This is a genomic window from Synechococcus sp. A10-1-5-1, assembly GCF_023115425.1.
Taxonomy (GTDB): Bacteria; Cyanobacteriota; Cyanobacteriia; order PCC-6307; family Cyanobiaceae; genus Vulcanococcus.
Genome location: NZ_CP096032.1, coordinates 1,801,121 through 1,826,339 on the forward strand (window position 1 = coordinate 1,801,121; position 25,219 = coordinate 1,826,339).

Here is a 25,219-nt window from a genome sequence, read left to right on the forward strand (position 1 = left end):
AGCCCTGCAGCCAGGGCACCATTCAAACGCCCAGACGGGCCAGGAGGGCGGGGAGCATCAGCAGCGCCGCAATCACCAAGGAACTCAGGGCGGCCACCAGAACAGCTGCAGCGGCGCAATCCTTGGCGATTCGCGCCAAGGGATGGAACTGCCGGCCGATGGCCAGATCCACGACCGCTTCGGTGGCGGTGTTGATGAGCTCCAGCACCAAGACGGCGGCCACGGTCAAGACGAGGACGGCCAGTTGCGGCAAGGGCAGTTGCAACCACAGACCCAGGCCAAAGACGCAGGCCCCGGTGACCACATGGATGCGGAAGTTGCGCTGGCTGCGGAAGCCGTAGATCAGGCCCTGGGCGGCATAGCGAAAGCTGGCTGGCAGATCACTCGCCACTTGCCAGGCTCCGAGTCGACGCACCTTGCTCCCAACACCAGTTCCCACCTCACTCGCCTGATAGAGGCTGCGCCTGGAGGTTGGATCCGGTTCCTGGGGTTGAAGCATGGGCAAAGGCGAGGTGGGCAGGCCTTTGGCCGCACACTACCGCTGCTCCGTCCCAGCGAGAAGCAGTTGCTGCCGCTGGAGCATCGCTTCGAGGCTCGCATCGTCGGGGTGGTCCCACCCCAACAGGTGCAACAAGCCATGGGTGGCGAGGAACAGCAGTTCTTCGCGAAGGCTGTGCTGGTGTTCAGGCGCCTGACGCGCAGCAGTTTCGATTGAGATCACGATGTCGCCTAACTCCAGGGCATCGAGCAGTCCCTCATCCGCGTCGAAGTCGGGCATGGGAATGGCCGGGGCATCGTCGAGGCCGTCGTCCTGCGCGGCGAAGGCCAGCACGTCCGTCGCCCCTGCTTTGTCGCGCCACTCACTGTTGAGAGCGGCGATTTCGTCATCGCACACCAGGCTTAGGCCGAGGCTGTAGGCCGGCGCCTGCAGGGACTCTGGAAGTTCGGCGCTGAGTTGGGCCAACCAGCCGCTGATCAATCCATGCCACGGTTCAATCCCGGCAACGGGATCACACAGGTCAGCAGCGGCTTGAACCAGGGTTGCTGGTAGGTCCTCCGCGGCTTCAAAGGCCAAGTCCAGATCCGGTTCCGCCGTCATCGCCTCAGGCTCCAGGCAGTTGGGGTTTGCCCAGCCAGGCCACCAGGACAATGAAGCCCAGGAAGCCCAGAGCGGTCAATCCGAAGTGGAAGAGGCTCAACTTCCCCTTGCTCACCATGTTCCGCATCGCCAGTTTTGTGAAACTGGGGTTCTCGCCTTTGGGCTGTTGAGGATCAGTCATCGCTGCTGGCTCCGGCCACTTCGACGCCGGCATGCAGCAGGCTCTGGATGAAGGGATCGAGATCCCCGTCCATGACCCCTTGCACATCGGTGGTTTCGTGCTGGGTGCGCAGGTCTTTCACCATTTGGTACGGGTGGAAGACGTAGTTGCGGATCTGGTTGCCCCAGGCGGCTTCAACGATGTCGCCGCGGATGTCGGCAATCTCGGCGGCCCGCTGCTCTTGGGCGATCACCAGCAGCTTGGCCATCAGCAGGGCCATCGCCTTTTCCTTGTTCTGGAGCTGGGAGCGCTCCTGGGTGCAGCGCACGAACAAGCCCGTAGGGATGTGGAGGATCCGTACAGCGGTTTCCACCTTGTTCACGTTCTGACCGCCGGCGCCGCCTGAACGTGAGGTGGTGATCTCCAGGTCTTTTTCGGGGATATCCAGCTTCACCTCCTCCTCGATCTTCGGCATCACCTCCACGCCCGCAAAGCTGGTTTGGCGCTTGTCGTTGGCGTTGAACGGGGAGATGCGTACCAGGCGGTGGGTGCCCTTCTCGTTGCGGAGATAGCCGTAGGCGTAGCGACCCTCGATTTCGATCGTGCAGCTCTTGATGCCCGCCTCTTCCCCGTCGCTGAGTTCGTCGACGGTCACCTTCATGCCGTGGTCTTCGGCCCAGCGGGTGTACATCCGCATCAGCATCAGCGCCCAGTCCTGGGCGTCGGTGCCCCCGGCACCGGCATTGATGCTGATGACCGCCCCTTCTTTGTCGTAGGTACCGCTGAGCAGGCGCTCGAGTTCCCAGCGGTCCAGGTCGGCCCGCAGTTTCTTCAGGGCCGCATCCGATTCGCTGAGCAGCTCCTCGTCGGGTTCCAGGCCGTAGATCTCAACCGTGGCTTCGGCGTCGGCCACGGCGCCCTGCCATTGGGCGAGCTGCTCGAGCTGAGCCTTCACCTCGTCCAGCTGGCGCATCTTGGCTTGCGCCTGTTTCTGGTCATCCCAGAAGTCGGGCTGGGAGGCCAGTTGCTCGAGGTCCTGTTGCCGTGCGTTCAGTGCAGCGACGTCAAAGACAGTCCTGGGCATTGCCCAGGCGGTCAGTGAGCTCAGAGAGATCGCGCTTGAAGTCGGTGAGGTCGAGCACCGGGCAGGAAGGAACTTGGTTTGACCGTATCAGTGCAGCTCGAGCGCAGGGCGGCTTCCCGTCCAAGCCCCTCAAATCTCGCTCCTAGGATTTCTCCACGCTTGAGAAGTGGCGCGATGCCGACGGTTGAGATCTACACCTGGCGCGCCTGTCCGTTTTGCATCCGCGCCAAGGCCCTCCTGGACCGCAAAGGGGTGACCTACACCGAGTACGCCATCGATGGAGACCAGGTGGCCCGCCAGGCGATGTCCGAGAAGGCGGGTGGTCGCACCAGTGTTCCCCAGACCTTTATCGACGGTCAGCACGTGGGTGGTTGTGATGACCTCTATGCCTTGGAGCGCAGTGGTCAACTCGATGCTCTGCTGGGAGCCTGAGTTTGAGCGCTCTCACTAGCGGTTTGCCCTCGCAGCTGTTTGTGATCGATCCGATCGCTCGGCTGCGTCCCACCAAGGATTCCAGTGTTGCCCTGATGCAGGCGGCCCAGCGGGCTGGTCAGCAGGTCTGGGTCTGCACACCGGCTCAGCTCTCCGTTCAAGGCCAGAGCGCTTTCGTCCACGCCCAGCCGATTCGTCTGGCTGAGATCCGACCCACCGCCAGCGGTTGGGATCTTCCTGGACGTTGGTTTGAAGCCGATGAGCCCCGCTGGCTCCCCCTGAGCAGCTTCCCGCTGGTCTGGATGCGGAAGGATCCCCCGGTGGATGAGGCCTACCTCTATGCCACCCATCTGCTGGATCTGGCGGAGCGCCAGGGTGTGCGGGTTCTGAATCGCCCGGCCTCCCTGCGGGCTTGGAACGAAAAACTTGGTGCCCTGCGTTGGAGCCATCTGATGGCTCCCAGCCTGGTGGGTGCTGATGTGGAGCAACTGGCGGCCTTTGCCGCTGACCATGGCGATGTGGTGTTGAAGCCCCTCGGTGGGCGCGCTGGCCAGGGGGTTGTTCGCAGCCATGGGGGCGCGCCTGGTTTGAAGGCCTTGCTCGAGCTGGTCACAGCTCAACAGACCCTGCCGGTGATGGTGCAAGCCTTTCTCCCGGCGGTGACCGCCGGCGATAAGCGCATCCTCTTGGTGGATGGTGAGCCCCTGGGTGCGGTGAATCGGATGCCAGCTGCTGGTGAGTTCCGCAGCAACCTGGCGGTGGGTGGCTCGCCCCAGGCCACCGAGCTGAGCGAGCGGGAGCGTGAGATCTGCGCTGAGTTGACCTCAGCCCTGCGCGCCGAGGGTCTGTTCTTTGTGGGCATCGATGTCATCGATGGTCGCTTGAGCGAGATCAATGTCACCAGTCCCACCGGCGTGCGCGAGGTGGAGCGTCTGAGCGGCATCCCCCTGGCCGATCAGGCCATGGAGCGGCTCCTAGCCGGGTAGGGCTTCGCCGCAGTTGTCGCAGAACTGGGCTTCGGTTCGGTGGGTTTTGGCCTGGCAATTCCCGCAGGTGCGCTGCACCAGGGTTGGTTGAAGCCGCTGCATCTGCTGGACTTTGGCCCCGACGATGCCCGTGGGGACAGCAATGATGCTGTAGCCAAGCAGCATCACGAGTGAGGCCACCAGGCGGCCGAGGGGGGTGACGGGAGCGACATCGCCGTAGCCCACGGTTGTGATCGTCACCACGGCCCAGTAGATGCCAATCGGGATGCTGCGGAAGCCGCTTTCCGGGCCTTCGATCACATACATCAAGGTGCCAATCAGCACCACGAGGGCCACGATCGTCAGCAGGAACACCGTGATCTTGCGGCGGCTCTGCACCAGGGCTTGGCGCAGCTGTTCGGCCTCGTTGAGGTAGGACCCCAGCTTCAGGATCCGGAACACCCGCAGGAGGCGCAGCACCCGGATGATCAGGAACGACTGCCCCTGGGGCATCCCGAGGGTGAGCAGGGGAGGAATGCTGGAGAGCAGATCCACCAGGCCAAAGAAGCTGCGGGCATAACGCAGGGGTGTGCGACTGCAGAGCAGGCGCAGCAGATACTCCAGGCTGAACAGGGTGGAGAAGACCCATTCAGCGCCTGTAAACCACGGGGCGAACTGCTCGCCGAGGCGGGCATCGCTTTCGAGGGCCACCAGCAGCACGCTCAAGGCAATGGCGCTCAGTAGGCCAAGGTCGAAGGCCTTCCCGGCGGGGGTGTCGGACTCGAAGATCACCCGCTCGAGTCGGGTCTTGCCGAGCCATTGGCGCAGGCCAAGGGCGACTGGCACACAGAGGGCCAGCAGGACCGTGCCGGTGCCCAGGCCCGCTCCCGGCTGAATCACCTGAGGCTCTCGCTGTGGGGGAGATCGAGTTGCTGTTGCAGCACCCCCAGCTTCAGGGCGACTTCCGCTAGCTCCCGCTCGACCGTTGATCCGCGCACCAAGCCAGCACCAGCGGTGAGCTCGAGCCGGCGGCCCTGGAGGCTGCCGCTGCGGATGGCGACGCGCAGCTCCGTATCCCCTTCGCTGTCGATCCAGCCGATGGGCGCGGCGTAGTACCCCCGCTCGAAGGGTTCCAGGCTCCGCAGGGCGGCCATGGCTTCGCGGCAGGGCAGGCCTGCTACCGCCGGGGTGGGATGCAGGGCAGCCGCGAGCGAGAGCGGTTGCTGATCCTCGAGTGCGGCGCTGATGGGGGTGTGCAGATGGAGCAGTTGACCGTGCCTGGCGAGTCGCGGATGACGGGGTCTGCGGGTCTTCAGGCCTGCCGCGCGGAGCACGTCCGTGATCGCTTCGACCACTAACTCGTGTTCGCGGCGGTCCTTGTCGGAGCGGGTGAGTCGCTCAGCAGTCGGTCCAACCGGTGCGGTGCCTGCGAGGGCGTCGCTGCGCAGTTGCCCCTGCCGCACCGTCAGTAGTCGCTCCGGGGAGGCCCCTAGGAGGGCCGAACCGCCTGCTTGCTGCCAGAGGAAGCGACAGCTGCCGGGTTGACGCAGCCGCAGTTGGGCCAGCAGCTGCAAGGGGTCCAGGGGTTGATCCAGCAGGAGCTGCTGCCGCACCGCGAGGACCAATTTGCGTAGTCGGCCCTCTTCCACCAGTTCCACGCCGCGCTGCACCACAGAGCGGTAGCCCTCCTGCCAGGAGGAGCGGCTGGCGATGGCCGGCCCTGGAGCATGGCCTTGATCCGCGCTGGGATCGGAGGGCAATGCGCCGAGGCGCTCGGCCTGCTCCCAAAGTTCTTCGGCAACGCTGCGGGCGCTGATGTCCCCGCCGAGGTTGCGCTGCAGCCGCAGCCAGCAGTGGCGTCCCTGTTTGCTCAGCTGCCAGCGGGGCAAGACCGCCTGCACCCCCGGCACCCCTTCTCCTTCATGCAGCGGGCTGTCGAAAAAAGAGAAGGCCAGCAGCACCCGTGGACGCGCCAGGGGCGGGCAGCTTTGCGGGGCGGCCAGGCGATTGAGGCTGACGGCACTGAAGCGCTGGGCCAGTTCGAAGCGCCGGGGACCGCTGAGTTCAAGGCTGTTGCAGCGCCCGCTTGCGGCGAGGCAGAGCCCGGGGGCGCTGTCCCAGAGGAAGCGGAACCGTTCCCCCTCCTTCAGGTGGCTGAGCAGGGCCATGGGATCCCGGCTTGGAATCGCCATGGCCAGGCTGAGCACGCCTTCTCCCTCGAGCTGGCGCTCGCCTGCCTGGGCGGCGGTCAGCAGATCGCTGAAGCTGGTTGTGACGCTGGTGGGGGCCTGCAACCGAAACGGGCCGATGCGGCTGCTCAAATGTATGGGCCTTCCCGCACCTCGAGTTGCCTCTGCCCGCTGACGAGCCTCAGGTCGTCGCAAGCCTTCATGCCCCTGCTGCTGAGCGCAGTCGCCTCTGGAAGGCTGCGATCAAGTGGCCGATGTACGCCGTGGCCGTGATGCCAGTGCTCCTGGCGGCTGGTTGGCGCCGGCAGCAGGAGCTCCCGGTGCGGCTGGATCAGCTGTTTCTGTTCTTGTTGGCGGCCGTGCTGCTGCTGGCTTGGGAGAACCTGGCCAATGACGTCTTTGATGCGGACACCGGGGTTGATGCCACCGGAAAGCCCCACTCCCTGGTGAACCTCACCGGACGGCGGGATCGGGTGTCACTTCTCGCCAATGGCGCGCTGTTGGTGGGCCTGCTCTTGATGGCCCTGGTGGCCGTGCGTAGCCAGGGCGCTGTCCTGGCCCTGGTGCTGGCCTGCTGCGGCTTGGGTTACCTGTACCAAGGTCCTCCGTTTCGCCTCGGTTATCGCGGTCTTGGGGAGCCGCTCTGCTGGTTGGCCTTTGGCCCCTTGGCGACGGCCGCTGGCTTGATGGCCCTCGCCCCCGAAGGGGCGACTGCGGTGCCCTGGCGTGCGGCCCTGGAGCTGGGGAGTGGCCCCGCCCTGGCCACGACCTTGGTGCTGTTCTGCTCCCACTTCCATCAGGTCAAGGAGGACGCCGCCCACGGCAAGCGCTCGCCGGTGGTGCGGCTAGGGACCGCTCGAGCGGCGGCTCTGGTGCCCTGGTTTGTGGCGGGTTGTCTGGCCTTTGAGTGGGGCCCGGTCCTGGTGGGCCACTGGCCCTTGACCGCTCTGTTGGGGGTGGCCGGTTTGCCTGCGGCCCAGGCCTTGATTCGACTGCTGCGGGAGCATCACCGCGAACCCGAGCGCATTGCCGGCAGCAAATTTTTAGCCTTGCGCTTCCAGGCCCTGAATGGTTTGGGCCTCGCCCTTGGTTTGGCCCTGGGGCCGTTGCTGGGCTGATGGAGCTGCGCTGGCGGCCCTATTCCTTCCGGCTGCCCAGTGCCCTGGTCAGTGCCCAAGGGCGCTGGCTCGAACGTCGCGGTTGGCTGCTGCGCCTAGAGGTCCCAGACGGACGGTTGGGGTGGGGGGAGGTGGCCGACTTGCCCGCGGCTTGGCGGACGGCAGCGCCAGAACGACCTCCGCTGCAGGAGGCTCTCGCTCAGCTTCCAGCAGCCGTTGAGCGCTCTGCGCTGGAGGCCCAGTTGCCCGCGCTGCCCAGCGCCTTGGCCTGTGGCTTGGGCATGGCCCTGGCTGAACTCGATGGCCTGGGGGGCGAGGGCTGGCTGCCTGCCCCGGCCTCCGCGGAGCTGTTGCCTGCCGGGCAGGCCGTTCTGCCGGCGCTTGAGGCCCTGCTGCAGTGCCCTTCGCCAGAGCCCAAGAGCGTGAAGTGGAAGGTGGCCGTTGAGGCCGATGCCAAGGAGCGTGTGCTGCTGGAGCGGTTGCTGGAGCAGCTCCCAGCGAACTGGAGTCTTCGCCTCGATGCCAATGGCGCCTGGGATCGCTCGGTGGCCCAAGGCTGGGCGGAGCGTCTCCAGGGCGAGTCGCGCTTGCAGTGGCTGGAGCAGCCCCTGGATCCCGCCGATCTGGAGGGGCTGCAGGCCCTGGCGCAGCGGGTTCCGGTGGCCCTGGATGAATCCCTGCGGCAGTGCCCGGAGTGTGTTGATGCCAGCTGGCCCGGTTGGCGGGTGCACCGGCCCTTGGCGGAGGCCGACCCGCGTCCTTTGCTGGAGCAGTTGCAGCGGGGCGTACCCCGCTTGATGGTCAGTACGGCCTTTGAGACGGGGATCGGCCGGCGTTTTCTGCACCACCTGGCGGGCCTGCAGGCCCTGGGGCCCACGCCGGTGGCCCCGGGCCTTGCGCCGGCCTGGCAGCCGGAGGGCCCATTGTTCAGCGCGGATCCCCAGCAGGTGTGGGAGGCGGCAGCGGCATGAATGGGATCGAGGTGCTGCTGGATCAGGGGGATCGCGCTGCCTTGGCCGAGCAGCTTCGTCAGCTTTGGCGCGAAGGCCTGACCACAGCGGTGGTCAGGCCCCAGGAGAGAGCCCAGCTGGAGCCTCTGCTGGCGGCGGCGCTGCCGCAAGGCGTGGGGCCGGCCTTGGTTCTGGGGACCGGCGGCAGCACCGGTGCGCGCCATTGGTGCCTGCAGCCCATGGCTCACCTGCAGCGAGCGGCCAGGGCCACGGCCGAATGGCTTCAGGGCATCGGCATTGATCCAGGGGGCTGTGAGCTGCTGAACCCCCTGCCGCTGCATCACATCAGTGGCCTGATGCCCCTGGTTCGTGCTGAGCAGTGGGAGGTCCCGTTGCGGTTTCTGCCGCCGCAGTGGCTGCGGGAACCGGCCCTGCTGGCGCAGCAGGCACCCTTGGCTGGCGAGCGGCAGGCGCTGGTGTCGCTGGTGCCCACCCAGCTGCAGCGGTTGCTGGAGGATCCGCGCGGCCTTGCCTGGCTGCAGGGCTGTGCCTTGATCTGGGTGGGGGGCGCGGCGTTGCCCCAGCCCTTGGCGGAGGCCTGCCGGCGGGAGGGCTTGCCCCTGGCCCCTTGCTACGGGAGCACGGAGACCGGGGCGATGGTGGTAGCCCAGGCACCGCAGGCTTTTCTGGCGGGGGAGAGCGGCTGCGGTCAGCCTCTGCCCCATGCCGAGTTGCGGCTGGAGCCCAGCAGTGGTGCGTTGCAGATCCGCAGCGACAGCCTGGCGGCGGCCCTCTGGTCTGGGGAGGTCTGGCAACCCCTGCCGCTGCAACAGGGCTGGTGGAGCAGTGGTGATCTGGCTCGATTGGATGCCAGGGGGCTTCAGCTGCTGGGCCGGCGCGATGGGGCGATCCAAAGCGGCGCTGAGACGGTGTTCCCCGAGCAGGTGGAGCAGGCGTTGCTCAGGCTGCTGAAAGACGCGGCCATTGGGATCGACGGGTTGCTGCTGCTGCCCCAGGACGACCCCCTTTGGGGGGCCCGCTTGCTCGCCCTGGTGCGGCCGGCCGAGCCGCAGGATTGGCCGGCCCTGGAGCGGAGCCTGCGGCACCTGGCTGAGCAGTTGCCCCCGCCCCAGCGGCCCCGCCAATGGCTGCTGTGTGAGGGCTTGGAGCGCAACGCGATGGGCAAGTGGGAGCGCCAGCGTTGGCGGCAATGGCTTGCGTCCCGGCCGTGACAGATCGAGCCTGACTTGCTAGAAGCGGCCTATGGCGGGAGGACCCATGGCTGAGAGCAACCTCACCGAAGCCAGCAACAAAAAGCTCGCGGCGGGCTTGCTTGCGATCTTCTTGGGCTCACTTGGCGTGCACAAATTTGTGCTGGGCTACAACACTGCTGGCTTGATCATGCTGCTTGTCACCGTCTTGACCTGTGGCGTTGCGGGCTTCGTGATGGGTGTGATTGGAATCATTGAGGGAATCATTTATCTAACGAAAACACCGCAAGAGTTTGAATTGACTTATCTGCAGAACAGCAAAGAGTGGTTTTGACGTTTGGTTGTGAAATCAGCCCATCTCTGGATCTTGCCACTCTCGGCCTTGCTCAGTGTGGGGCTGTTCTCCACGGTTCCGACTGAGGGATTTCATCCCTTCGCGCTTCTCGCCAGTTTGCTCCCGCTGCAGTTGGCTGCGCTGTTTTGGTGTCTTGGAGTGGTCTCTAAAGGGGCTGAATCCCGCCTTGCAAGGCAGAGGCTTCCAGCCAACGATTGATGCCTTGTGGTAACTCACAGCGTTGCCGTCCGTCGGCGCGGATGGCCACATGGCGAGTGAGCCCCTCAGCGACGAGCTGGTCGTCGCTGCTGAAGCTGTAGCGGACTTCAAAGCAGCCAGGATCCAGCCGCGTGGGCTTCAGGCCGATGGCAAGCGGTGAGCCGCAGATCAAGGGCCGGCGAAAATCGGCGCTGCAGTGAACGATCGGAAGGGCGATCTCGGGTGTGCAGCCGGGGGTGGGAAAAATCTCGGCGGCGGTCAGGCCAAAGCGTTCGAGGCTTTCTTCATAGGCCTCATGGCACCAACGCAGGAGCTGTTGGAAGTGCATCACTCCTGCCGCGTCGGTTTCACCGAAACGCACGCTGCGGCAAAGCATCAACCAGCTGTTCGGATTCATTGCAAGCCGAAGTCAAACCCGTGGTGGTGTCTGCACCATGGCTTCAGTTTGAGGGATCACATGGCTTCGGCGCTGGCCACAGAATCACCCAGCATTAATCGGGCCTGGGAGGCCTTTGTGGCCCACGTTCCCGCAATCCTGCTGGCCTGGATTGCGGCTACGGGGATCAGTGTGATCGGCATGCTGGTGTACTTCGTGATCAGCCTCGTGCTGACGACCCTGAGCGGTGCTGACCCGAATGGTGGTGGCACCGTCTTGGCGATCGCGGTGGGGCAGCTGGGTCAATTCCCCTTCACGGTCCTCTCCAGTTTGGTGGCGGTGCTGGTCGCGGCAATTCCTGCGCTCTATTACGAGCGCGGCGAGGTAGTCACGGTTCAGGCTGCATTTGCGGCGCTATTCGAGAGGCCCTGGCGCTATCTCTGGGCCGGTGTGCTCTTCACGCTTCTCGTTCTGGTTGGGTTTCTCTTCTGTGTGCTTCCCGGGGTCTTGATCTTGTTCGTGACCCCGCTCTATGTGAATCGCATTTTTAATACCAACTTGACCGTGACCGATGCCTTTGCTGCTTCGGTTCAGGCCCTGTTCCGCTCGCCTCAGGGAATCAGCTACCTGGGCATTGAAGTGTTGGCCGCCTTGCTGGTGCTCTTGGTGTCGATCTGCACCTGTGGTTTTGGTGCCCTACTGGCGCTACCCGTCAGTTCCTTCTATCTGCAGAACGCGGCCTACAACAAGGGCTTAATTAGCTGAGCTGCGCCAGCGGAAAGTGCAGAAGCCCTGGGCCTAGCCACCCACCAAGACTCACCCCGAGTCGCAGCAGCCAGTAGCCCAGCAGGGCCAAGGCCATCGCGCCGAGGGGCCAAGCCGGGATCCCTCGCGGCAGCAAGCGGCGCTGGCGGATGGAGAGCACGGACCAGCCGATTAAGAGCCCAGCCATCACGGGCCCAAAGGCATGGAGCTCCAGCGCTCCATCCAGGTTGCCGGTCAAGCTCGCGGCGGTGGCGCGGGTCAGGTAGCAGGTCGGACAGGGGATTCCAGTGAGGGCCCGCAGGGGGCAGCTCCATCCCGGCAAGCCCGGGTGCAGCCCCTTCAGCCAGAGGGACCCGGTGAGGCCAGCCGGCAGGAGATAGCCGCTGCTTTGAATCCGTTGAAGAAATCGACGCAGGGGGTAGGCAAGACAGACATTGCTGCCACAGTTTGCCCCCAATGCTGCGCTGTTCCGATGGAAGCACTGGTGAGATTTCTATTGGCCGATGTTCCTGTCTGGACGCTGGCCTTGGCGTTGATCATTGCTCTGGCTCAAACCCGTCGCCAGTGGCAGCTCGGGCGCTGGGCAGAGGCGTCCTTGCTTTGGATTGCTTTTTGGGTGTTGGGTGTTGCTGGCATCTATGGATTTATCGCCCACATTGCCTTTGGCCCCTTCATTGCCGAGCAAATTGGCTGGCCCAATAGTCCATTTCAAAACGAGGTGGCCTACGCCAATCTCATGATGGGGATCTTGGGATTCAGCAGTTTTGTGCTGCGCCAACGCGCTTACTTAATGGCGTCAATGACCGCTTACTGCAGCTGGTTTTTTGCAGATGGCATCGGGCATGTTGTGTCGCTGTTCATGGATCACAACAGCGCACCGTCGAACGCAGGAAGTCCTCTCTATACCGACCTGCTCACACCCGTTTTGGTTGTAGTGCTGATCGCGTTGAGTCGATCAACCCGCCACCGATTTCGTTAGCGGTCAACCGAGCCCATGATCACGTCGATCGAGCCCAGGATCGCCATGATGTCTGCCACCTTGGCCCCTTTGAGGATGTGGGGAAGGATCTGCAGGTTGGTGAAGTCGGCCGCACGGATCTTGAAGCGCCAGGGCGTCACGTCGTTGTTGCCCTGAAGGAAGACCCCGATTTCCCCCTTGCCTGATTCCAGGCGGGTGTAAAGCTCGCCGTTGGGGATCTTGAAGGTGGGCGCCACTTTCTTGGCGACGATTTGATAGTCGAAGCCGGCAAATTCGCTGCGCTTGCCCTCGGCCATGCGCCGCGCCTCGAGGTTCTCGGTGGGGCCGCCGGGGATCATCTGGCAGGCCTGGCGCAGGATCTTCAGCGACTGGCGCATCTCCTCGATGCGGACGCGGTAGCGGGCGAAGCAGTCGCCTTCCTTCTCCCAGGCCACATCCCAGTCGAAGTCGTCGTAGCACTCATAGTGGTCGACCTTTCGCAGGTCCCAGGGCACCCCGGACGCCCGCAGCATGGGGCCGGAGAGGCTCCAGTTGATCGCTTGTTCGCGGCTGATGGTGCCGAGACCCTCAATCCGCTTGCGGAAGATCGGGTTGTTGGTGATCAGCTTTTCGTATTCGTCGATCTTCGGGCCGAACCAATCGCAGAAGTCCAGGCACTTGTCCAGCCAGCCGTAGGGCAGGTCCGCGGCGACACCACCGATGCGGAAGTAGTTGTTGTTAATCAGCCGTTGACCGGTGGCGGCTTCCCAGAGGTCGTAGATCATCTCCCGCTCGCGGAAGATGTAGAAGAACGGCGTCTGGGCTCCCACGTCCGCCAGGAAGGGGCCAAGCCAGAGCAGGTGGTTGGCGATGCGGTTGAGCTCGAGCATCAACACGCGGATGTAGCTGGCGCGCCTCGGCACCGGCACATTGGCCAGGCGCTCCGGGGCGTTGACCACGATGGCTTCGTAGAACATGCCCGCCGCGTAATCCATGCGGCTGACGTAGGGCACGAACATCACGTTCGTGCGGTTCTCGGCGATCTTCTCCATGCCGCGGTGGAGGTAGCCGATGACCGGCTCGCAATCCACCACGTCCTCACCGTCCAGGGTGACCACAAGCCGCAACACCCCGTGCATCGAGGGGTGGTGGGGCCCGAAGTTCACCACCATCGGCTCCGTGCGCGTTTCCAGCTGCGTCATGGGGCCGAGGAATAGGGATCGCTGACGGGATCTTAGGAAGGAAGGGCCCGTTGCTTACACCTCCGCTGGTTCAGGCCTTTGACCACGTGCCTGTGCTGGCAGCACAGGTGATGGCCAGTTTCGCTGCGCTGGAACCCCTTTTGCAGGAGCGGGGTGGTGGTCTGCTGATCGATTGCACCCTCGGTGGCGGCGGCCACAGCGCCCTGTTGCTCGAGGCCCATCCCAGCCTGCGCTTGGTGGGGTTGGACCAGGACCCCACCGCCCGGCAGGCGGCGGCGGAACGCCTGGCGCCCTTTGGTGATCGGGTCAGGGTCGTCGCCACCAACTTCGCGGACTACCAGCCCGAGGAGCCGGCCCTGGCGGTCATGGCGGATTTAGGCGTCAGCAGCCCCCAGTTGGATGTGGCGGAGCGGGGCTTCAGTTTTCGCCAGGACGGTCCCCTGGACATGCGGATGAATCCCCAGGCCGGGGAGACCGCGGCGGAGCTGATCGAGCGACTGGATGAGACGGAGCTGGCGGACCTGATCTACGCCTATGGCGAGGAGCGGCTCTCCCGGCGCATTGCCCGCAAGATCAAGGAGCACCTGAGCGAACAGGGTCCCTTTGCTGGGACCGATGCCCTGGCCTACTTGGTGGCGGGTTGCTATGCCCCCAAGGCGCGCCGGGGACGGATCCACCCGGCGACGCGCACCTTTCAGGCCCTGCGGATTGCTGTGAACGATGAACTGGGGGTCCTGGATCGCCTGTTGCAGCAGGCCCCCGATTGGTTAAGCCCCGGCGGGCTGATGGGGGTGATCAGCTTTCACTCCCTCGAGGATCGCCGCGTCAAGACCGCCTTCAGCAGCGATGAGCGGCTGCAACGGGTGACCCGAAAACCAGAAACGGCTGGAGAGGAGGAGCAGAGCTCCAACCCTCGCAGCCGTTCCGCCAAATGGCGCGTCGCTAGGCGGCGCGATCTGAGTTGATCAGTTGTTGCTCATGATCCCGGTGTGGTCCTGGCTGCCGAACAGCTGGCGATAGGCCGCGGTGCTGACGCAGATCAGCACAGGAGCCAGCACCAGCAGGCCACCGGCGTTGAACAGGTAGGCGACGCCGGCGACGACGCTTTCGACGATCACGAACCAGAGCACGGTCCACCAGCTGGGGTTCACCCCATCGATGCCGGCCTGGAGTGTTTCCACAGGACGCTTGGCGCCATAGAGCGACATCGGCACCAGGAACTGCTGGGTGACCACCAGCCAGATCTTGAAGATGGCGAAGGCGATCACCGGGATCCAGAACAGGACGGTGTTGACTTTGCCGAGACCAAAGCCGATGCCCCAGGCCACGGCGCCCACGACGGCCAGCACGATCACCAGCAGCAGGCTGGAGCCGAAGAGGCGGCCGCTGGCATCGCTATCCCAGCGGGTGAAGCTGCTGAAGCTGGGCTTCTGGCCTTCGAGGCTGGTCCAGGCGCCGCGGGTCAGACCAACGGCGGCCCAGAGGGCAACGATGATGTAGCCGATGATTCCCACCACCAGGCCGATCTTGGTGGCGACGGGGTGCACCAGGGCCGGTGCACCAAGGGCCAGGTGAAGCAGGCCGCTGGTGATCAGGCCGATGAAGGGGGCCATGATCACCAGCACCAGCACCTGGAAGAGCACAAAGGGCCAGGGGGCGCGGCAGAAGGCCTGCCAGCCATCCTCGATCGCTCGCAGGATGGAGAGCTTGTTGGTGCCTGGGGTGGGCAATCCCATCGAAAAAGCAGGTGTTTGGCCGGAAAGTAGCGACCACGACAGCGTCTGCCCAGAAATGTTGAACTTTCGAAGTGCTAGGCCCGCCGCAGGGTCTTGAGCGTTTCCTCCAGGACGTCTCCGGCGCGCTCCACCTCGGTGCTGGTGCTTGGGCGCCCCAGGCTGAAGCGCACCGAGGCCGCCGCCTCCAGGCGACTGCGGCCCAGGGCTTGGAGCACGTGGGAGGGTTCGCCCGCGGCGCAGGCGGAGCCGCTGCTGACCGCAAGGCTGCGGCGTAGGCCTTGATGCAGGGCGTTCCCCTCGACTCCCTCGATGCTGATGTTGAGGTTGTGGGGCAGGCAGGGGGCTGCGGCACCGTTGCGCTGGATTCCCCCCAGGGCTTGGCAACGCTCCCAGAGGGCATCGCGGAGCTGAGCGAGCCGCTGGCCCCGCTTTTCTCGATCCGCCTCGGCCAGCTCCACTGCTCTGGCCAGGCCGACGATCAAGGGCACCGGCAGGGTGCCCGCCCGCAGCCCCCGCTCTTGGCTGCCCCCGTGTTGCTGGGGGGCCAGCTCAATTCCTGGGGCGATGGCCAGGGCCCCGATTCCTTTCGGGCCATACAGCTTGTGACCGCTGAGGCTGAGCAGGTCGATGCCGAGCTCGCGTGCCTGCAGGGGGATGTGTCCGACCGCTTGGGCCCCATCGCAGTGGAAGAGGACCTGGCGCCTGCGGCAGAGCTCAGCGATGGCCGCGAGCGGCTGAAGCACGCCGATCTCATTGTTGGCGGCCATGACGCTCACCAGAAGCGTCTGCGGGTTGAGGGCCTGCTCGAGCCGTTGCAAGTCGATCAGACCATCGACCTGGGGCGGTAGGCAGATCAGCTCAAAGCCGTGCCCCGCGAGGTAGCGCAGGGGATCGAGGACAGCCCGGTGCTCGGTTGCCAGGCAGACCAGGCGCCGGCGGGTTCCGCCGCGCTGTAATTCCGCCTCCGCCACACCTTTGATCGCCAGGTTGTTGGCTTCGCTGGCTCCGCTGCAGAAGATCAGCTCCTCGGGGGCGAAGCCCAGGCTGCCGGCGATCGCGGCCCTGGACTGCTGGACCACGGCGGCAGCGGTGAGCCCAGGCCGATGCAGGCGACTGGCGGGGTTGGCGAAGTCCTCGGTCCACCAGCGCGCCATCGCCTCCACCACCGCCGGATCGCAGGGGGTGGTGGATTGATAGTCGAGGTAGGTGACGCCGGAGCCCATGGACACCCATGCTGGCAACCATGCTGCCGTTCTCGGGCGCCATGGGCCGTCGTATTGCACTCCTGTCGTTGCTGCTGGGTTCCGCCGCCCTCGGGCTTGGCGCCCGGGCTCAGGAGGTCCGCGATGGCGTTTTTTTCAAGCCTTCTGAGCAGCGGCCCGCTGATCTGGTGGTGTTGCGGGAATGGGGAACGATCGAGGGCATGCACCTGATCGGGGTACATGGGGTTAAGCCTGATCCAGGCGACGCCACGGCCCGGTCGATCGTTGTCTGGGTGGAATCGCCGACGGGGGTTGAGCTGGCTGTCGACAACCTGCGCTGCAGTGCCAGTGCGCCGATGCGCCTGACCAAGCGCGGCAATGCGCTCTTGATCAAGGAGCTCAACCCCGGGGGGCAGGTCACTGAAGCCAACCGCATGGATCACAAGATCTGGTGGGCCGCCTGTTTCCCGGACCAGGCCGGCAAAGACCCCGCCACCCTCCAGGCCTTGGCCAGGCAGTTGGGTTACTCCGGCCAGCTGATTGAGCAGCAGCAGGTGCTGCCTGGAAACCCTCGATAGATTGCGCCGATGAGCCTCGAATCCGACACCCAGCCCGACGTCACGCCAGCGGCTCCAGCGCGCTTGCTGCTGGTGGATGACGAACCGGGGTTGCGCACCGCTGTACAGGCCTACCTCGAAGACGAGGGGTTTGCGGTGACAACGGCCGTCGATGGTGAGGACGGCTGGGCCAAGGCCCAGGAGTTGTTGCCGGATGTGGTGATCAGTGACGTGATGATGCCCCGCCTGGATGGCTATGGCCTGCTGCGGAAACTCCGCGAGGACGAGCGCCTGGGCGGCACGCCCGTGATTTTTTTGACGGCCAAGGGGATGACGGCCGATCGCATCGAGGGCTTTCAGGCCGGCTGCGACGACTACATCCCCAAGCCCTTCGACCCCGATGAACTGGTGGCGCGGGTGCACAACGTGGTCAAGCGCCAGGAACGGCTGCTGACCGAAGCCGCCCGCTTTGCCGATGCCGACATCGGCCAGATGGCGAAGCAGATCACCGAGATCCGCTCCCTACTGGCCACCGGTGGCAGTAAGCAGCCGACCGCGGCGGTGAAGCACGAGTTCACCCCCCGGGAAGCCTCGGTGCTGCAACTGGTGGCGGAGGGAATGATGAACAAAGAGATCGCTCGGCGCCTGGAGACCTCGATCCGCAACGTCGAGAAGTACGTCAGCCGGCTGTTCACCAAGACCGGCACCGCGAGTCGCACGGAATTGGTGCGCTACGCCTTGGAAAACGGCCTGGTTGAGTAAGGACTGGCTGCCGGCGGCCCTGAACAGCGGTCACCGCTACCGGGACCGGGTCCAGGCGGCCGCTGCCAGCACGGTTGGCTACTACGCCGAGCGCTATGTCCATTCCGATCCATCGGTCTGGAGGGAGCGTCTGGCCGCCGGTGAGATCTGGTGCAACGGCCAACAGCTCCGGGCCGATGTGGCGTTGGCCGCCGGGGATCAACTGCTCTGGCATCGGCCCCCCTGGGAGGAGGCCGCCGTGCCGGTGCTGAGCCAGCACGCGGTCGTCTTTGATGACGGCGATCTGCTGGTGCTGAACAAACCCAGCGGTCTGCCGGTGTTGCCCGCCGGGGGCTTCTTGGAGCACACGCTGCTGACGCAGCTGCGGTCCTGGGCCCCGAAGGCCCGGCCCGTGCATCGCCTGGGGCGATTCACCTCCGGGGTGTTGGTCTGCGCGCGGCAGCGCTCAACCCGCGCCAACCTGAGCGCGCGCCTGCGGGAGAGCACCGCAGATGTCACTGTCCGTCGGGGCTGCCTGAAGGTCTACCGGGCGTTGACCGAACCGTTGCCGGCCGATTGGGGGCTGGGGGAGACCCGCCCGATCGAGACCCCGATTGGTTTGCGGCCCCACCCCCTGCTGGGGCAGTTGTGGTGCGCGGCCTTGGCCGGTGATGCGTGCGCCCTGGCCTCCCGCAGCGCCTTGACCTTGCTCGAGCGCCAGCCGGGTCGCTGCTTGGTGGAGGTGGAGATCGCCACGGGACGGCCCCACCAGATCAGGATTCACACGGCCGCCATCGGATCTCCTCTGCTGGGGGATCCCCTCTATCTGCCGGGGGGAGAGGCGCGCGCTGAGGTGCTTCCCGGAGCTGGCGGCTACCAGCTCCATGCCCACCGACTCAGTCTGGAGCCGGAGGGGCTTTCCCTCGAGGCGCCCCTGCCCTCAGGCCTTCTCGAAGGCCAGCAGCCGTGAGAAGTAGAAGGGGGCCTTGTTCAGGCTGCGGCGCTTGAGCACGAAGCCTGCCTTTTCAGCGGCCTGGACGATGCCCTTCTCGCGAAGGGTGTAGGCGCGGGTGGTCTTGCTTGGACCGGGGAAGAGCTGGCCGATCTTTTTGAGCACGGCCAGGACCGGGGTGTAGGGAGCGAAGCTGACGATCAGGTGCTTCTCGGCCATGGAGGCGAGGTGGCGAACCATCTCCTCGGCTGGTTCCTGGGGGTAGTGGATGAAGACATCCAGGCAGACCACGGTCTCGTAGCGACCGCTCAGGCTCTCCAGGTCAGAGGCCAGGTAGCTGACGCGGCCAGGGGCGATCCCAGCTTCATTGGCCCGGCGCTCCGCTTCATTGACCATGGCCTCCGAGAGGTCTGAGGCGGCAATGGAGCCGGCCCCCAGTTGGGCCAGGGGCAACGTGAGGCTGCCGACGCCACAGCCGGCATCACAGAAGCTGCGGCCGCCCAGGTTCCCCTGCTCCTGGAGCCAAGCCAGCACGTTGTCGACGGTCTTCTGGTGGCCGATGCGGATGTTCCGCTGCACCTTGTTGACGTCACTGGACTCGCTGTAGATGCGGTTCCAGCGATCGAAACCGGTGGTTTCGAAGTAGCCCTTCACCTCTTGCTTCTCGGCCTGCTTTTCCGCGGCCTTGTCGTTGAGGAGCTGATCGGCGGGCATTCGGCGGAGGGGGGAGATGGGGCGGATCCTATTCAGGCGGCCCGGATCCAGCGCAGGTCGGCACTGGGCCCACTCCAACGCAGGGTTTCGCCGATGGGCAGCCCTTGGAGTTGCTGTTGCACCCGGGTCGCCCCACCCAAGAGGCGCCGGGGCAGGACGGTGGCCGCGGCGATGGCCCGATCCGGCTCACCGCTCCAACGGGCCAGCCGTTTGACCCCCTCGAGCAGCGGCAGGGTGACCCCAGCCAAGGTGCCGTCCTCGAGCCGGCAACTCCCCTGCTCGACGATCAGCGTGCGGTCATCCCAGCGGTGCAGCCCGTCGGCCAGGCCATAGGGGGCTAGGGCATCGCTGACCAGCACCACCTGCTCGGGTGCGAGCCGCTGCAGCAGCACCGCCATGGTCGGATCCACATGGACGCCATCGGCGATTAAGCCGAGGGCGATGTCGCCCCGCCGTACCGCCGCGCCAATGGGTCCAGGACTGCGGTGATGCAGTCCTGCCATTGCGTTGAAGCTGTGGGTCAGCATCCCCACCCCCCGCTCGAAGGCGCGACTGGCCTGCTCCGCCGTGGCCTCGCTGTGCCCCAGGCTGACCAGGATTCCTCGATCGCGCAGGGCGCCGATCACCGCTTCGGCCCCCGGCAATTCCGGCGCCAGGGTCACCAGCGCGATCTCCGCTTCAAAGCCGCCGATACGCTGATTCAAAGCCTCCAGGCTCGGCGAGGCCAGGTGTTCGGCCGGGTGAGCACCGCGTTTGCCATGGGCGAGAAAGGGGCCCTCGAGGTGTGCACCCAACAGGCGGCAGCGGCCGCTCCGGTGTTGGAGGCGCGCTTGGCGCAGCACCTCTAGGGCTTGGCGTAGCGGCGAGAGGGCGCAGGTGACCAGGGTGGGGCTGATCGCCTCGACCCCATCACGCCAGAGCAGCTCCAGTAGCTCCAGCAGTTGGGGGAGATCGCTCGGCTGTAGCTCGGGAAAGGCGAGTCCCAAGCCACCGTTGATTTGCCAGTCGATGCCGGCGGGGCTGAGCCAGTCGCCATGCCAGTTCTCACCCGCGGCGGCACTGCCCTGGGGCATGGGCTGGGTGGTGGCGATTCGCTCGTGGGCCAGCCCGATGCGCCAGAGCCCTGGCTCTCCAGGTAGGCGAACGTGGCTCAGCCAGCGCATTCGATGCGAGAACGGAACCATGTCATCCTCGCTGCGAAAGCCGAAACGTGCCGATGTCTGACGCTGCGCTGGTGGCTGTGGTGATGGGGAGTGACTCCGACCTGCCCACCATGCAGCCCGCCGTCGAGATGCTGAACCGCCTTGGGGTGGCGACCGAGGTCCGGGTGCTTTCGGCCCACCGGACACCCTTGGAGATGGTGGACTTCGCCCAAGCTGCCGCTGGTCGCGGCTTCAAAGTGATCATTGCTGGGGCTGGCGGGGCCGCCCACTTACCCGGCATGGTCGCCTCCCTGACGGTGTTGCCGGTCATCGGCGTCCCGGTCCAGACCAGGGCCCTCTCCGGAGTGGATTCCCTCCACTCGATCGTGCAGATGCCTGCAGGCATTCCGGTCGCCACCGTGGCGATTGGCAATGGGGCCAATGCGGGCCTGCTGGCGGCTCAGATCTTGGCCACGGCCGATGGGGCCCTGTCGGCCCGCTTGGCGGAGTATCGCCAGTCCCTCCATGATCAGGTGGCGGCGAAGGATGCCCGCTTGCTGGAGCTGGGCAGTGCCGCTTACTTGACACAGATGTGATCGGTTGGGGCGATGTTGGGGTGACCCATGCTTGAGCGTCTGGTTCTTCCGCCCTGGTTGCGCCTGAGCCTGGCGCTGCCTCTTTTGGCGTTGAACCTCTGGGTTCTGCGGCAGTTGCTCTTGCCGCTGGCTCCCTTCCCGGCCCTGTTCGTCGGGGCTGCGCTCATCGCCTTTTTGCTGGACCTCCCCACCCGGTGGTTGGCCCGTCGCGGGCTGCCGCGGGGTTTGGCGGTCCTGTTGGTGGTGGGTCTGTCCTTGACCCTGCTGGTCTTGGCCGCCCTCTGGCTGGTCCCGCGGCTGATTGAGCAACTCGGAGAGCTGATCAATGCTTTGCCGTCTTGGTTGGTGGAGGCTGAGGGCCTGCTGGATCGCCTGGAGGTCTGGGCCGCCGATCGGGCACTGCCCACGGAATTCACGGATCTGAGCAGCACCCTCTTTGCCCGGGCCAGTCAGCTGGCGAGCCAACTCAGCCAACGGGCCCTGGGGATCTTGGGCGCCACCGTGGGGCTCACGGTCAACGTCGTGATCGTGGCTGTGTTGGCCCTGTTCCTCTTGCTGGGCGGGGATCCGATCGTGGCGGGATTGGCCCGCTGGCTGCCCGAGGGCACCCGGGAGTTGGTCACCGGCACCTTGAATCGCACCTTCCGGGGTTACTTCGCCGGGCAGGTGTTGTTGGCGTTGATCCTCAGCGCCTTGCAGATCGTGGTCTTCACCCTGCTGGGGATTCCCTATGGGGTGCTCTTCGCCGTGGCGATTGGGTTCACCACCCTCGTGCCCTACGCCAGTGCAGTGACGATTGTCTTGGTCAGCGTGCTGCTGGCCTTGGATGATCCACGCACCGGCCTGGAGGTCTTGGCGGCGGCCATCAGCGTCGGTCAGGTGGTGGATCAGGTGATCCAGCCGCGTTTGATGGGCAGCATCGTTGGCCTCCAGCCCGCCTGGCTGCTGGTTTCACTGCCGATCGGGGCCCGTGTGGGCAGCTTGATGGGCTTTGGCGATCTATTGGGGTTGCTGCTGGCAGTCCCGGTGGCCAGCTGTTTGAAAACCTTTCTGGATGCCTGGGGGCAGCAGCCCGCCCCCGATGGGATCACTGAGGAATCACGCCCGCTTCGCGCAGGTGGTTGATCACCAACTCCACGCAGGCCTCCAGGCTTTGGCTGCCGGTGTCCACCCGCAGTTCAGGCTTCTCGGGGGCTTCGTAGGGGCTTGAGATCCCGGTGAATTCCTTGATCTCGCCAGCACGGGCCTTGGCGTAGAGCCCTTTGGTATCCCGCTCTTCGCAGACGCTCAGGTCAGCGGCGCAGTGGATCTCCACAAAATCGCCGTTCTCCACCAGGGCCCGAGCCCGGTCACGGTCGGCCTTGAAGGGGGAGACAAAGGCGGTCAACACGACCACGCCGGCATCGAGAAACAGCTTGCTCACTTCACCGATGCGGCGGATGTTCTCCTCGCGATCCGCATCGGAGAAGCCCAGGTCCTTGCAAAGCCCGTGGCGGATGTTGTCACCGTCCAGTACGTAGCAGGCCAGGCCGCGTTCAAACAGCGCCTGGTTCACCGCATTGGCGAGGGTGCTTTTGCCGGAGCCACTGAGGCCGGTGAACCAGAGGATGGCGCTGCGATGACCCCGCTGCTCAGCCCGGGCGGCCCGATCGACCGAGGCGTGGTGCCAGGCGATGTTGGTGGAGGCGCCCTTGTTGGTGAGCTCTCCGTAGGTGGGAGATGCGGTCATGGCGGGCCTGGGGAGCGACGTCGGGCCATTCTCCCCGCCAGCGGTTCCAGCTCCTAGCCGCCGGCTTGTTTGGGCCGGTAGCCCGCCTTCTCCAGGGCAGCCAGGGCCGCGGCGACTTGATCGCCCTGCAGTTCGATTACCCCGTCCTTGACGGTCCCGCCGGTGCCTGCGGCCGCCTTGAGCTGTTTCAGCAGGGCTTTGAGATCGCTCTCGGCTGCCTCAACCCCGGTGATGGCGGTCACCATCTTTCCGCCCTTGCCGGCCTTGGTGCGTTGCACCCGCACCCGTTGCTGGGCCTTGGGGCTGGATTCCGCTGGGGCACTACTGGCCCGTTGCAGGCTTTCAGGCCGCGTGAATTCTTGCCAGCCACCCTTCGGCATCGCTTTGGATCTGCGTCGGTTCCAGTTCAGCGCAACGCAGGCCAGTCCTGTCACCACCGCCAGTTCCTAACCTGAGCCGAATCCGCGCGCTCCTGGTGACCAGCACCGCTCCTTCGATGACGTCGGCCCAGGGCGCCCCCGACCCGGCAGAACTGGCACTGGAGTCCAGGCCCAACAGCTTGGGTCGCTATGGCCAGTTCGGTGGTCAGTACGTTCCCGAGACCCTGATTCCCGCCCTGGCGGAACTGGAGCGGGCCGCCGCCGAAGCCTGGAAGGATCCCGCCTTTACCGAGCGGCTCAACCATCTTCTGCGCAACTACGTCGGCCGCCCCAACCCCCTCTATGAAGCGGAGCGGCTGAGCGAGCACTACCGCCGCGCCGACGGGGGCCCTCGCATTTGGTTGAAGCGCGAAGACCTCAACCACACCGGTGCCCACAAGATCAACAACGCCTTGGGGCAGGCGCTGTTGGCGCTGCGGATGGGCAAAAAGCGGATCATTGCTGAAACCGGTGCGGGTCAGCACGGCGTGGCCACCGCCACCGTCTGCGCCCGCTTTGGCCTCGAGTGCGTCGTCTACATGGGCGCCGAGGACATGCGCCGGCAGGCCCTGAATGTCTTCCGTATGCGCTTGCTTGGGGCCACGGTTCAGCCCGTGACCGCTGGCACCGCCACCCTGAAGGACGCCACCAGTGAGGCGATCCGAGATTGGGTCACCAATGTGGAGACGACTCACTACATCCTGGGCTCGGTTGCTGGCCCCCATCCGTTCCCGATGCTGGTGCGTGATTTCCATGCCGTGATCGGAGAGGAAACCAAGCGCCAGTGTCACGAGGCCTTTGGCCGCAACCCCGATGTCCTGGTGGCCTGTGTCGGCGGTGGCTCCAACGCCATGGGCCTGTTCCATTCCTTCGTTCCCGACACCAACGTCCGCCTGATCGGCGTGGAAGCCGCCGGTGATGGCGTCCCGACTGGACGCCATGCCGCCACCATCACCGAAGGCCGTGTTGGCGTGCTGCATGGGGCCATGAGCCTGCTGCTGCAAGACAACGAGGGGCAGGTGCAGGAGGCGCACTCCATCAGCGCCGGTCTGGATTACCCCGGGGTGGGACCCGAGCACAGCTACCTCAAGACCATCGGCCGGGCTGAGTACGGCGCGGTGACGGACGCTGAAGCCCTTGATGCCCTCCAGCTGCTGTGCCAGCTCGAGGGGATCATTCCGGCCTTAGAGACTGCCCACGCCTTCGCTTGGCTCGATAAGCTCTGCCCCACTTTGGCTCCAGGCACCGAGGTCGTCCTCAACCTCTCCGGCCGCGGCGACAAGGATGTCAACACGGTCGCGGATCGCCTGGGAAGTGCCCTCGGCGGCTAGGGCTCAGCTGAGCAGTCGATCGAGGTAACCCGCTACGCCCTCCACCGCTGATCGAGCGGTGGAGTAGGCCATCCGCATCGGACCGATCAGGGCAACGTGGCCGGAGGCGCCGCTGCGGTTGCCGTAGCTGGCTTGCACCACGGCGCAGTGCTGCAGGGCGGGATGGGGATGTTCCGAGCCAATCCAGACACCGCCTTTGTCATGGGCGGCTTCGCTTTGTAGGACTTGTTGGGGCTCCAGCTCCACCAGCTGCAGGAGGGGTTTCAGGCTGGAGCTGCTTTGGAATTCCGGCTGCCCGAGCAGCCCCGCCACCCCGAGGCTGACCGCCCCTTCGTTGCTACCCCCTCTGGCCAGGCTGTGGCTGCTCAGACCTTGCCGCAGTAGTTCTCCGCTGCTGCCCAGTTGGCTAGGGAGCGCCTTCCAATTCAGGCGGCCTGATCCCCCTTGGAGTTGATCGCTGGCCCAGCGCTCCAGGGCTGGGACCTGGGTGCCCAGTTCTTTGGGCATTCGCAGGTTGAGGCAGCTGGCGGCTGCTCCCTTTTCCACCAACAGCACCAGCAGCCGATCGTTGCTGGGGACCAGGCGCACGGTCTCCAGACTTCCGCCCAGCTCCTGGGGCCGGGTAATCAGGCTCATCAAGCCGGTGAGGTCGGCCAGGCGGCGGGCGAGCTGCAGCAGCAGGTCATCGAAGGCCGCCCACTGAAGACTGAGGCCCGTGAGTTCACGGTTGAGTTGACCGGCGGCGGCCCCCGGCGCGGGCAACAGGCAGTCCACGTAGTGGCGATACCCCAGTTGGCTGGGGACGCGGCCGGCGGAGGTGTGGGGTTGGGTGAGCAGTCCGCGCTGCTCCAGCGCGCCCATGGCTGAGCGCACCGTGGCGGGGCTGGCCTTCAGGCCAAAGCGACGCACCAGGGTTTGGCTACCCACGGGCTCCGTGGTGTCGACGTAGTGCTGCACCGTCGCTTGAAGCACCTCCTTTTGCCGGCGGGGCAGGGGCTGCAAAACGGTGCAATCGGGCCTCAGAGCCGATGCTACGGG

General features: G+C 65.5%; 31 protein-coding genes. 15 read left to right on the forward strand and 16 right to left on the reverse strand.

What is annotated here, in order from left to right:
• Positions 1-22: 22 nt before the first annotated feature.
• The 4 genes from MY494_RS09640 to prfB form a co-directional block, all read right to left on the reverse strand.
• Positions 23-499 carry a diacylglycerol kinase family protein gene (locus MY494_RS09640; RefSeq protein ID WP_247910035.1) on the reverse strand — a complete coding sequence of 159 codons (477 nt, stop codon included), beginning with the start codon at positions 497-499 and terminating at the stop codon, positions 23-25.
• A gap of 36 nt (positions 500-535) precedes the next feature.
• Positions 536-1,099 (reverse strand): rRNA maturation RNase YbeY, encoded by a 564-nt coding sequence (gene ybeY / locus MY494_RS09645; RefSeq protein ID WP_247910036.1) that lies wholly within the window; start codon positions 1,097-1,099, stop codon positions 536-538.
• A gap of 4 nt (positions 1,100-1,103) precedes the next feature.
• A complete protein-coding gene (locus tag MY494_RS09650; RefSeq protein ID WP_247910037.1) occupies positions 1,104-1,280 on the reverse strand; it encodes a DUF3285 domain-containing protein in 177 nt (58 codons plus the stop codon).
• Positions 1,273-2,401, reverse strand: a protein-coding gene (gene prfB, locus MY494_RS09655) for a peptide chain release factor 2 (protein ID WP_247910038.1) whose coding sequence is annotated in 2 segments (ribosomal slippage) — positions 1,273-2,325 and positions 2,327-2,401 — 1,128 coding nt in all. Because the reading frame shifts where the segments join, the coding sequence is not laid out codon by codon here. The genes MY494_RS09650 and prfB overlap by 8 nt, the downstream gene beginning before the upstream one ends.
• A gap of 116 nt (positions 2,402-2,517) precedes the next feature.
• Between prfB and grxC the strand changes: the two genes are divergently transcribed.
• Together grxC and gshB are read left to right on the forward strand one after the other, a co-directional pair.
• Positions 2,518-2,775 carry a glutaredoxin 3 gene (grxC, locus tag MY494_RS09660; RefSeq protein WP_247910039.1) on the forward strand — a complete coding sequence of 86 codons (258 nt, stop codon included), beginning with the start codon at positions 2,518-2,520 and terminating at the stop codon, positions 2,773-2,775.
• On the forward strand, positions 2,772-3,761 hold the full coding sequence (gene gshB, locus MY494_RS09665) for a glutathione synthase (protein ID WP_371820718.1): 990 nt from the start codon (positions 2,772-2,774) through the stop codon (positions 3,759-3,761). Before grxC ends, gshB begins: the two co-directional genes overlap by 4 nt.
• Here gshB and MY494_RS09670 read toward each other — a convergent pair.
• Positions 3,750-4,640: an ion transporter gene (locus MY494_RS09670; RefSeq protein ID WP_247910041.1), complete on the reverse strand. Its 891-nt coding sequence runs from the start codon at positions 4,638-4,640 to the stop codon at positions 3,750-3,752. The two genes, gshB and MY494_RS09670, sit on opposite strands and share 12 nt — an antisense overlap.
• A complete protein-coding gene (locus MY494_RS09675; protein ID WP_247910042.1) occupies positions 4,637-6,061 on the reverse strand; it encodes an isochorismate synthase MenF in 1,425 nt (474 codons plus the stop codon). The genes MY494_RS09670 and MY494_RS09675 overlap by 4 nt, the downstream gene beginning before the upstream one ends.
• Positions 6,062-6,183: 122 nt before the next feature.
• On the opposite strand from MY494_RS09675, the gene menA reads away from it, so the two are divergent.
• From menA to MY494_RS09695, 4 genes are read left to right on the forward strand one after another with little or no spacing between them, the layout of a single operon-like run.
• Complete coding sequence (gene menA, locus MY494_RS09680) at positions 6,184-7,047, forward strand: 2-carboxy-1,4-naphthoquinone phytyltransferase (RefSeq protein ID WP_371820719.1); 864 nt, start codon at positions 6,184-6,186, stop codon at positions 7,045-7,047.
• Positions 7,047-8,018, forward strand: coding sequence for an o-succinylbenzoate synthase (locus tag MY494_RS09685; RefSeq protein ID WP_247910043.1), 972 nt, complete (start codon positions 7,047-7,049; stop codon positions 8,016-8,018). Before menA ends, MY494_RS09685 begins: the two co-directional genes overlap by 1 nt.
• Positions 7,997-9,229 (forward strand): AMP-binding protein, encoded by a 1,233-nt coding sequence (locus tag MY494_RS09690; RefSeq protein WP_247910044.1) that lies wholly within the window; start codon positions 7,997-7,999, stop codon positions 9,227-9,229. Before MY494_RS09685 ends, MY494_RS09690 begins: the two co-directional genes overlap by 22 nt.
• Positions 9,230-9,275: 46 nt before the next feature.
• The gene (locus tag MY494_RS09695; RefSeq protein WP_247910045.1) at positions 9,276-9,542 is read left to right on the forward strand and encodes a TM2 domain-containing protein; all 267 of its coding nucleotides are present in this window, start codon (positions 9,276-9,278) and stop codon (positions 9,540-9,542) included.
• A 166-nt stretch (positions 9,543-9,708) separates the two neighbouring features.
• Here the strand turns inward: MY494_RS09695 and MY494_RS09700 are convergent, their stop codons facing one another.
• Positions 9,709-10,158, reverse strand: coding sequence for a thioesterase family protein (locus MY494_RS09700; protein WP_247910046.1), 450 nt, complete (start codon positions 10,156-10,158; stop codon positions 9,709-9,711).
• 60 nt (positions 10,159-10,218) lie between these two features.
• Here MY494_RS09700 and MY494_RS09705 point away from each other — a divergent pair, with 60 nt between their 5' ends.
• Entirely contained in the window at positions 10,219-10,902 is a 684-nt protein-coding gene (locus MY494_RS09705) for a hypothetical protein (protein WP_247910047.1), read from the forward strand.
• Here MY494_RS09705 and MY494_RS09710 read toward each other — a convergent pair.
• Positions 10,895-11,359: a DUF2752 domain-containing protein gene (locus tag MY494_RS09710; RefSeq protein WP_371820592.1), complete on the reverse strand. Its 465-nt coding sequence runs from the start codon at positions 11,357-11,359 to the stop codon at positions 10,895-10,897. The genes MY494_RS09705 and MY494_RS09710 overlap by 8 nt on opposite strands.
• 15 nt (positions 11,360-11,374) lie before the next feature.
• On the opposite strand from MY494_RS09710, the gene MY494_RS09715 reads away from it, so the two are divergent.
• Complete coding sequence (locus MY494_RS09715) at positions 11,375-11,881, forward strand: DUF6790 family protein (RefSeq protein ID WP_247910048.1); 507 nt, start codon at positions 11,375-11,377, stop codon at positions 11,879-11,881.
• On the opposite strand, the gene MY494_RS09720 is transcribed toward MY494_RS09715, so the two are convergent.
• The gene (locus MY494_RS09720; protein ID WP_247910049.1) at positions 11,878-13,062 is read right to left on the reverse strand and encodes an NAD(P)H-quinone oxidoreductase subunit H; all 1,185 of its coding nucleotides are present in this window, start codon (positions 13,060-13,062) and stop codon (positions 11,878-11,880) included. The genes MY494_RS09715 and MY494_RS09720 overlap by 4 nt on opposite strands.
• Positions 13,063-13,127: 65 nt before the next feature.
• Between MY494_RS09720 and rsmH the strand changes: the two genes are divergently transcribed.
• Positions 13,128-14,027 (forward strand): 16S rRNA (cytosine(1402)-N(4))-methyltransferase RsmH, encoded by a 900-nt coding sequence (rsmH, locus tag MY494_RS09725; protein ID WP_371820720.1) that lies wholly within the window; start codon positions 13,128-13,130, stop codon positions 14,025-14,027.
• On the opposite strand, the gene MY494_RS09730 is transcribed toward rsmH, so the two are convergent.
• Positions 14,028-14,798, reverse strand: coding sequence for a hypothetical protein (locus tag MY494_RS09730; RefSeq protein ID WP_247910050.1), 771 nt, complete (start codon positions 14,796-14,798; stop codon positions 14,028-14,030).
• 74 nt (positions 14,799-14,872) lie between these two features.
• A complete protein-coding gene (locus MY494_RS09735; RefSeq protein WP_247910051.1) occupies positions 14,873-16,021 on the reverse strand; it encodes a cysteine desulfurase family protein in 1,149 nt (382 codons plus the stop codon).
• A gap of 8 nt (positions 16,022-16,029) precedes the next feature.
• Here MY494_RS09735 and MY494_RS09740 point away from each other — a divergent pair, with 8 nt between their 5' ends.
• The 3 genes from MY494_RS09740 to MY494_RS09750 are packed head-to-tail and all read left to right on the forward strand — an operon-like array spanning position 16,030 to position 18,268.
• Positions 16,030-16,578 (forward strand): hypothetical protein, encoded by a 549-nt coding sequence (locus MY494_RS09740; protein WP_247910052.1) that lies wholly within the window; start codon positions 16,030-16,032, stop codon positions 16,576-16,578.
• A 9-nt stretch (positions 16,579-16,587) separates the two neighbouring features.
• Positions 16,588-17,319 (forward strand): response regulator transcription factor, encoded by a 732-nt coding sequence (locus MY494_RS09745; protein WP_247910053.1) that lies wholly within the window; start codon positions 16,588-16,590, stop codon positions 17,317-17,319.
• The gene (locus tag MY494_RS09750) at positions 17,312-18,268 is read left to right on the forward strand and encodes an RluA family pseudouridine synthase (RefSeq protein ID WP_247910054.1); all 957 of its coding nucleotides are present in this window, start codon (positions 17,312-17,314) and stop codon (positions 18,266-18,268) included. The genes MY494_RS09745 and MY494_RS09750 overlap by 8 nt, the downstream gene beginning before the upstream one ends.
• Here the strand turns inward: MY494_RS09750 and bchM are convergent.
• Complete coding sequence (gene bchM / locus MY494_RS09755) at positions 18,239-18,964, reverse strand: magnesium protoporphyrin IX methyltransferase (RefSeq protein WP_247910055.1); 726 nt, start codon at positions 18,962-18,964, stop codon at positions 18,239-18,241. The two genes, MY494_RS09750 and bchM, sit on opposite strands and share 30 nt — an antisense overlap.
• Positions 18,965-18,996: 32 nt before the next feature.
• Positions 18,997-20,127: an N-acetylglucosamine-6-phosphate deacetylase gene (locus MY494_RS09760; protein ID WP_371820721.1), complete on the reverse strand. Its 1,131-nt coding sequence runs from the start codon at positions 20,125-20,127 to the stop codon at positions 18,997-18,999.
• Positions 20,128-20,180: 53 nt separating this feature from the next.
• Between MY494_RS09760 and purE the strand changes: the two genes are divergently transcribed.
• Both purE and MY494_RS09770 read left to right on the forward strand, forming a co-directional pair.
• The gene (purE, locus tag MY494_RS09765) at positions 20,181-20,702 is read left to right on the forward strand and encodes a 5-(carboxyamino)imidazole ribonucleotide mutase (protein WP_247910057.1); all 522 of its coding nucleotides are present in this window, start codon (positions 20,181-20,183) and stop codon (positions 20,700-20,702) included.
• Positions 20,703-20,729: 27 nt separating this feature from the next.
• Entirely contained in the window at positions 20,730-21,827 is a 1,098-nt protein-coding gene (locus MY494_RS09770; protein WP_247910058.1) for an AI-2E family transporter, read from the forward strand.
• Here the strand turns inward: MY494_RS09770 and cysC are convergent.
• Together cysC and MY494_RS09780 are read right to left on the reverse strand one after the other, a co-directional pair.
• Positions 21,790-22,431 (reverse strand): adenylyl-sulfate kinase, encoded by a 642-nt coding sequence (cysC, locus tag MY494_RS09775; protein WP_247910059.1) that lies wholly within the window; start codon positions 22,429-22,431, stop codon positions 21,790-21,792. The genes MY494_RS09770 and cysC overlap by 38 nt on opposite strands.
• 53 nt (positions 22,432-22,484) lie before the next feature.
• Positions 22,485-22,811, reverse strand: a complete 327-nt coding sequence (locus tag MY494_RS09780) for a translation initiation factor (protein ID WP_247910060.1) — start codon at positions 22,809-22,811, stop codon at positions 22,485-22,487.
• A gap of 95 nt (positions 22,812-22,906) precedes the next feature.
• On the opposite strand from MY494_RS09780, the gene trpB reads away from it, so the two are divergent.
• Positions 22,907-24,181 (forward strand): tryptophan synthase subunit beta, encoded by a 1,275-nt coding sequence (gene trpB, locus MY494_RS09785; protein WP_247910061.1) that lies wholly within the window; start codon positions 22,907-22,909, stop codon positions 24,179-24,181.
• A 3-nt stretch (positions 24,182-24,184) separates the two neighbouring features.
• Here the strand turns inward: trpB and MY494_RS09790 are convergent, their stop codons facing one another.
• Positions 24,185-25,183 (reverse strand): heat-inducible transcriptional repressor HrcA, encoded by a 999-nt coding sequence (locus tag MY494_RS09790; protein WP_247910062.1) that lies wholly within the window; start codon positions 25,181-25,183, stop codon positions 24,185-24,187.
• Positions 25,184-25,219: the final 36 nt, after the last annotated feature.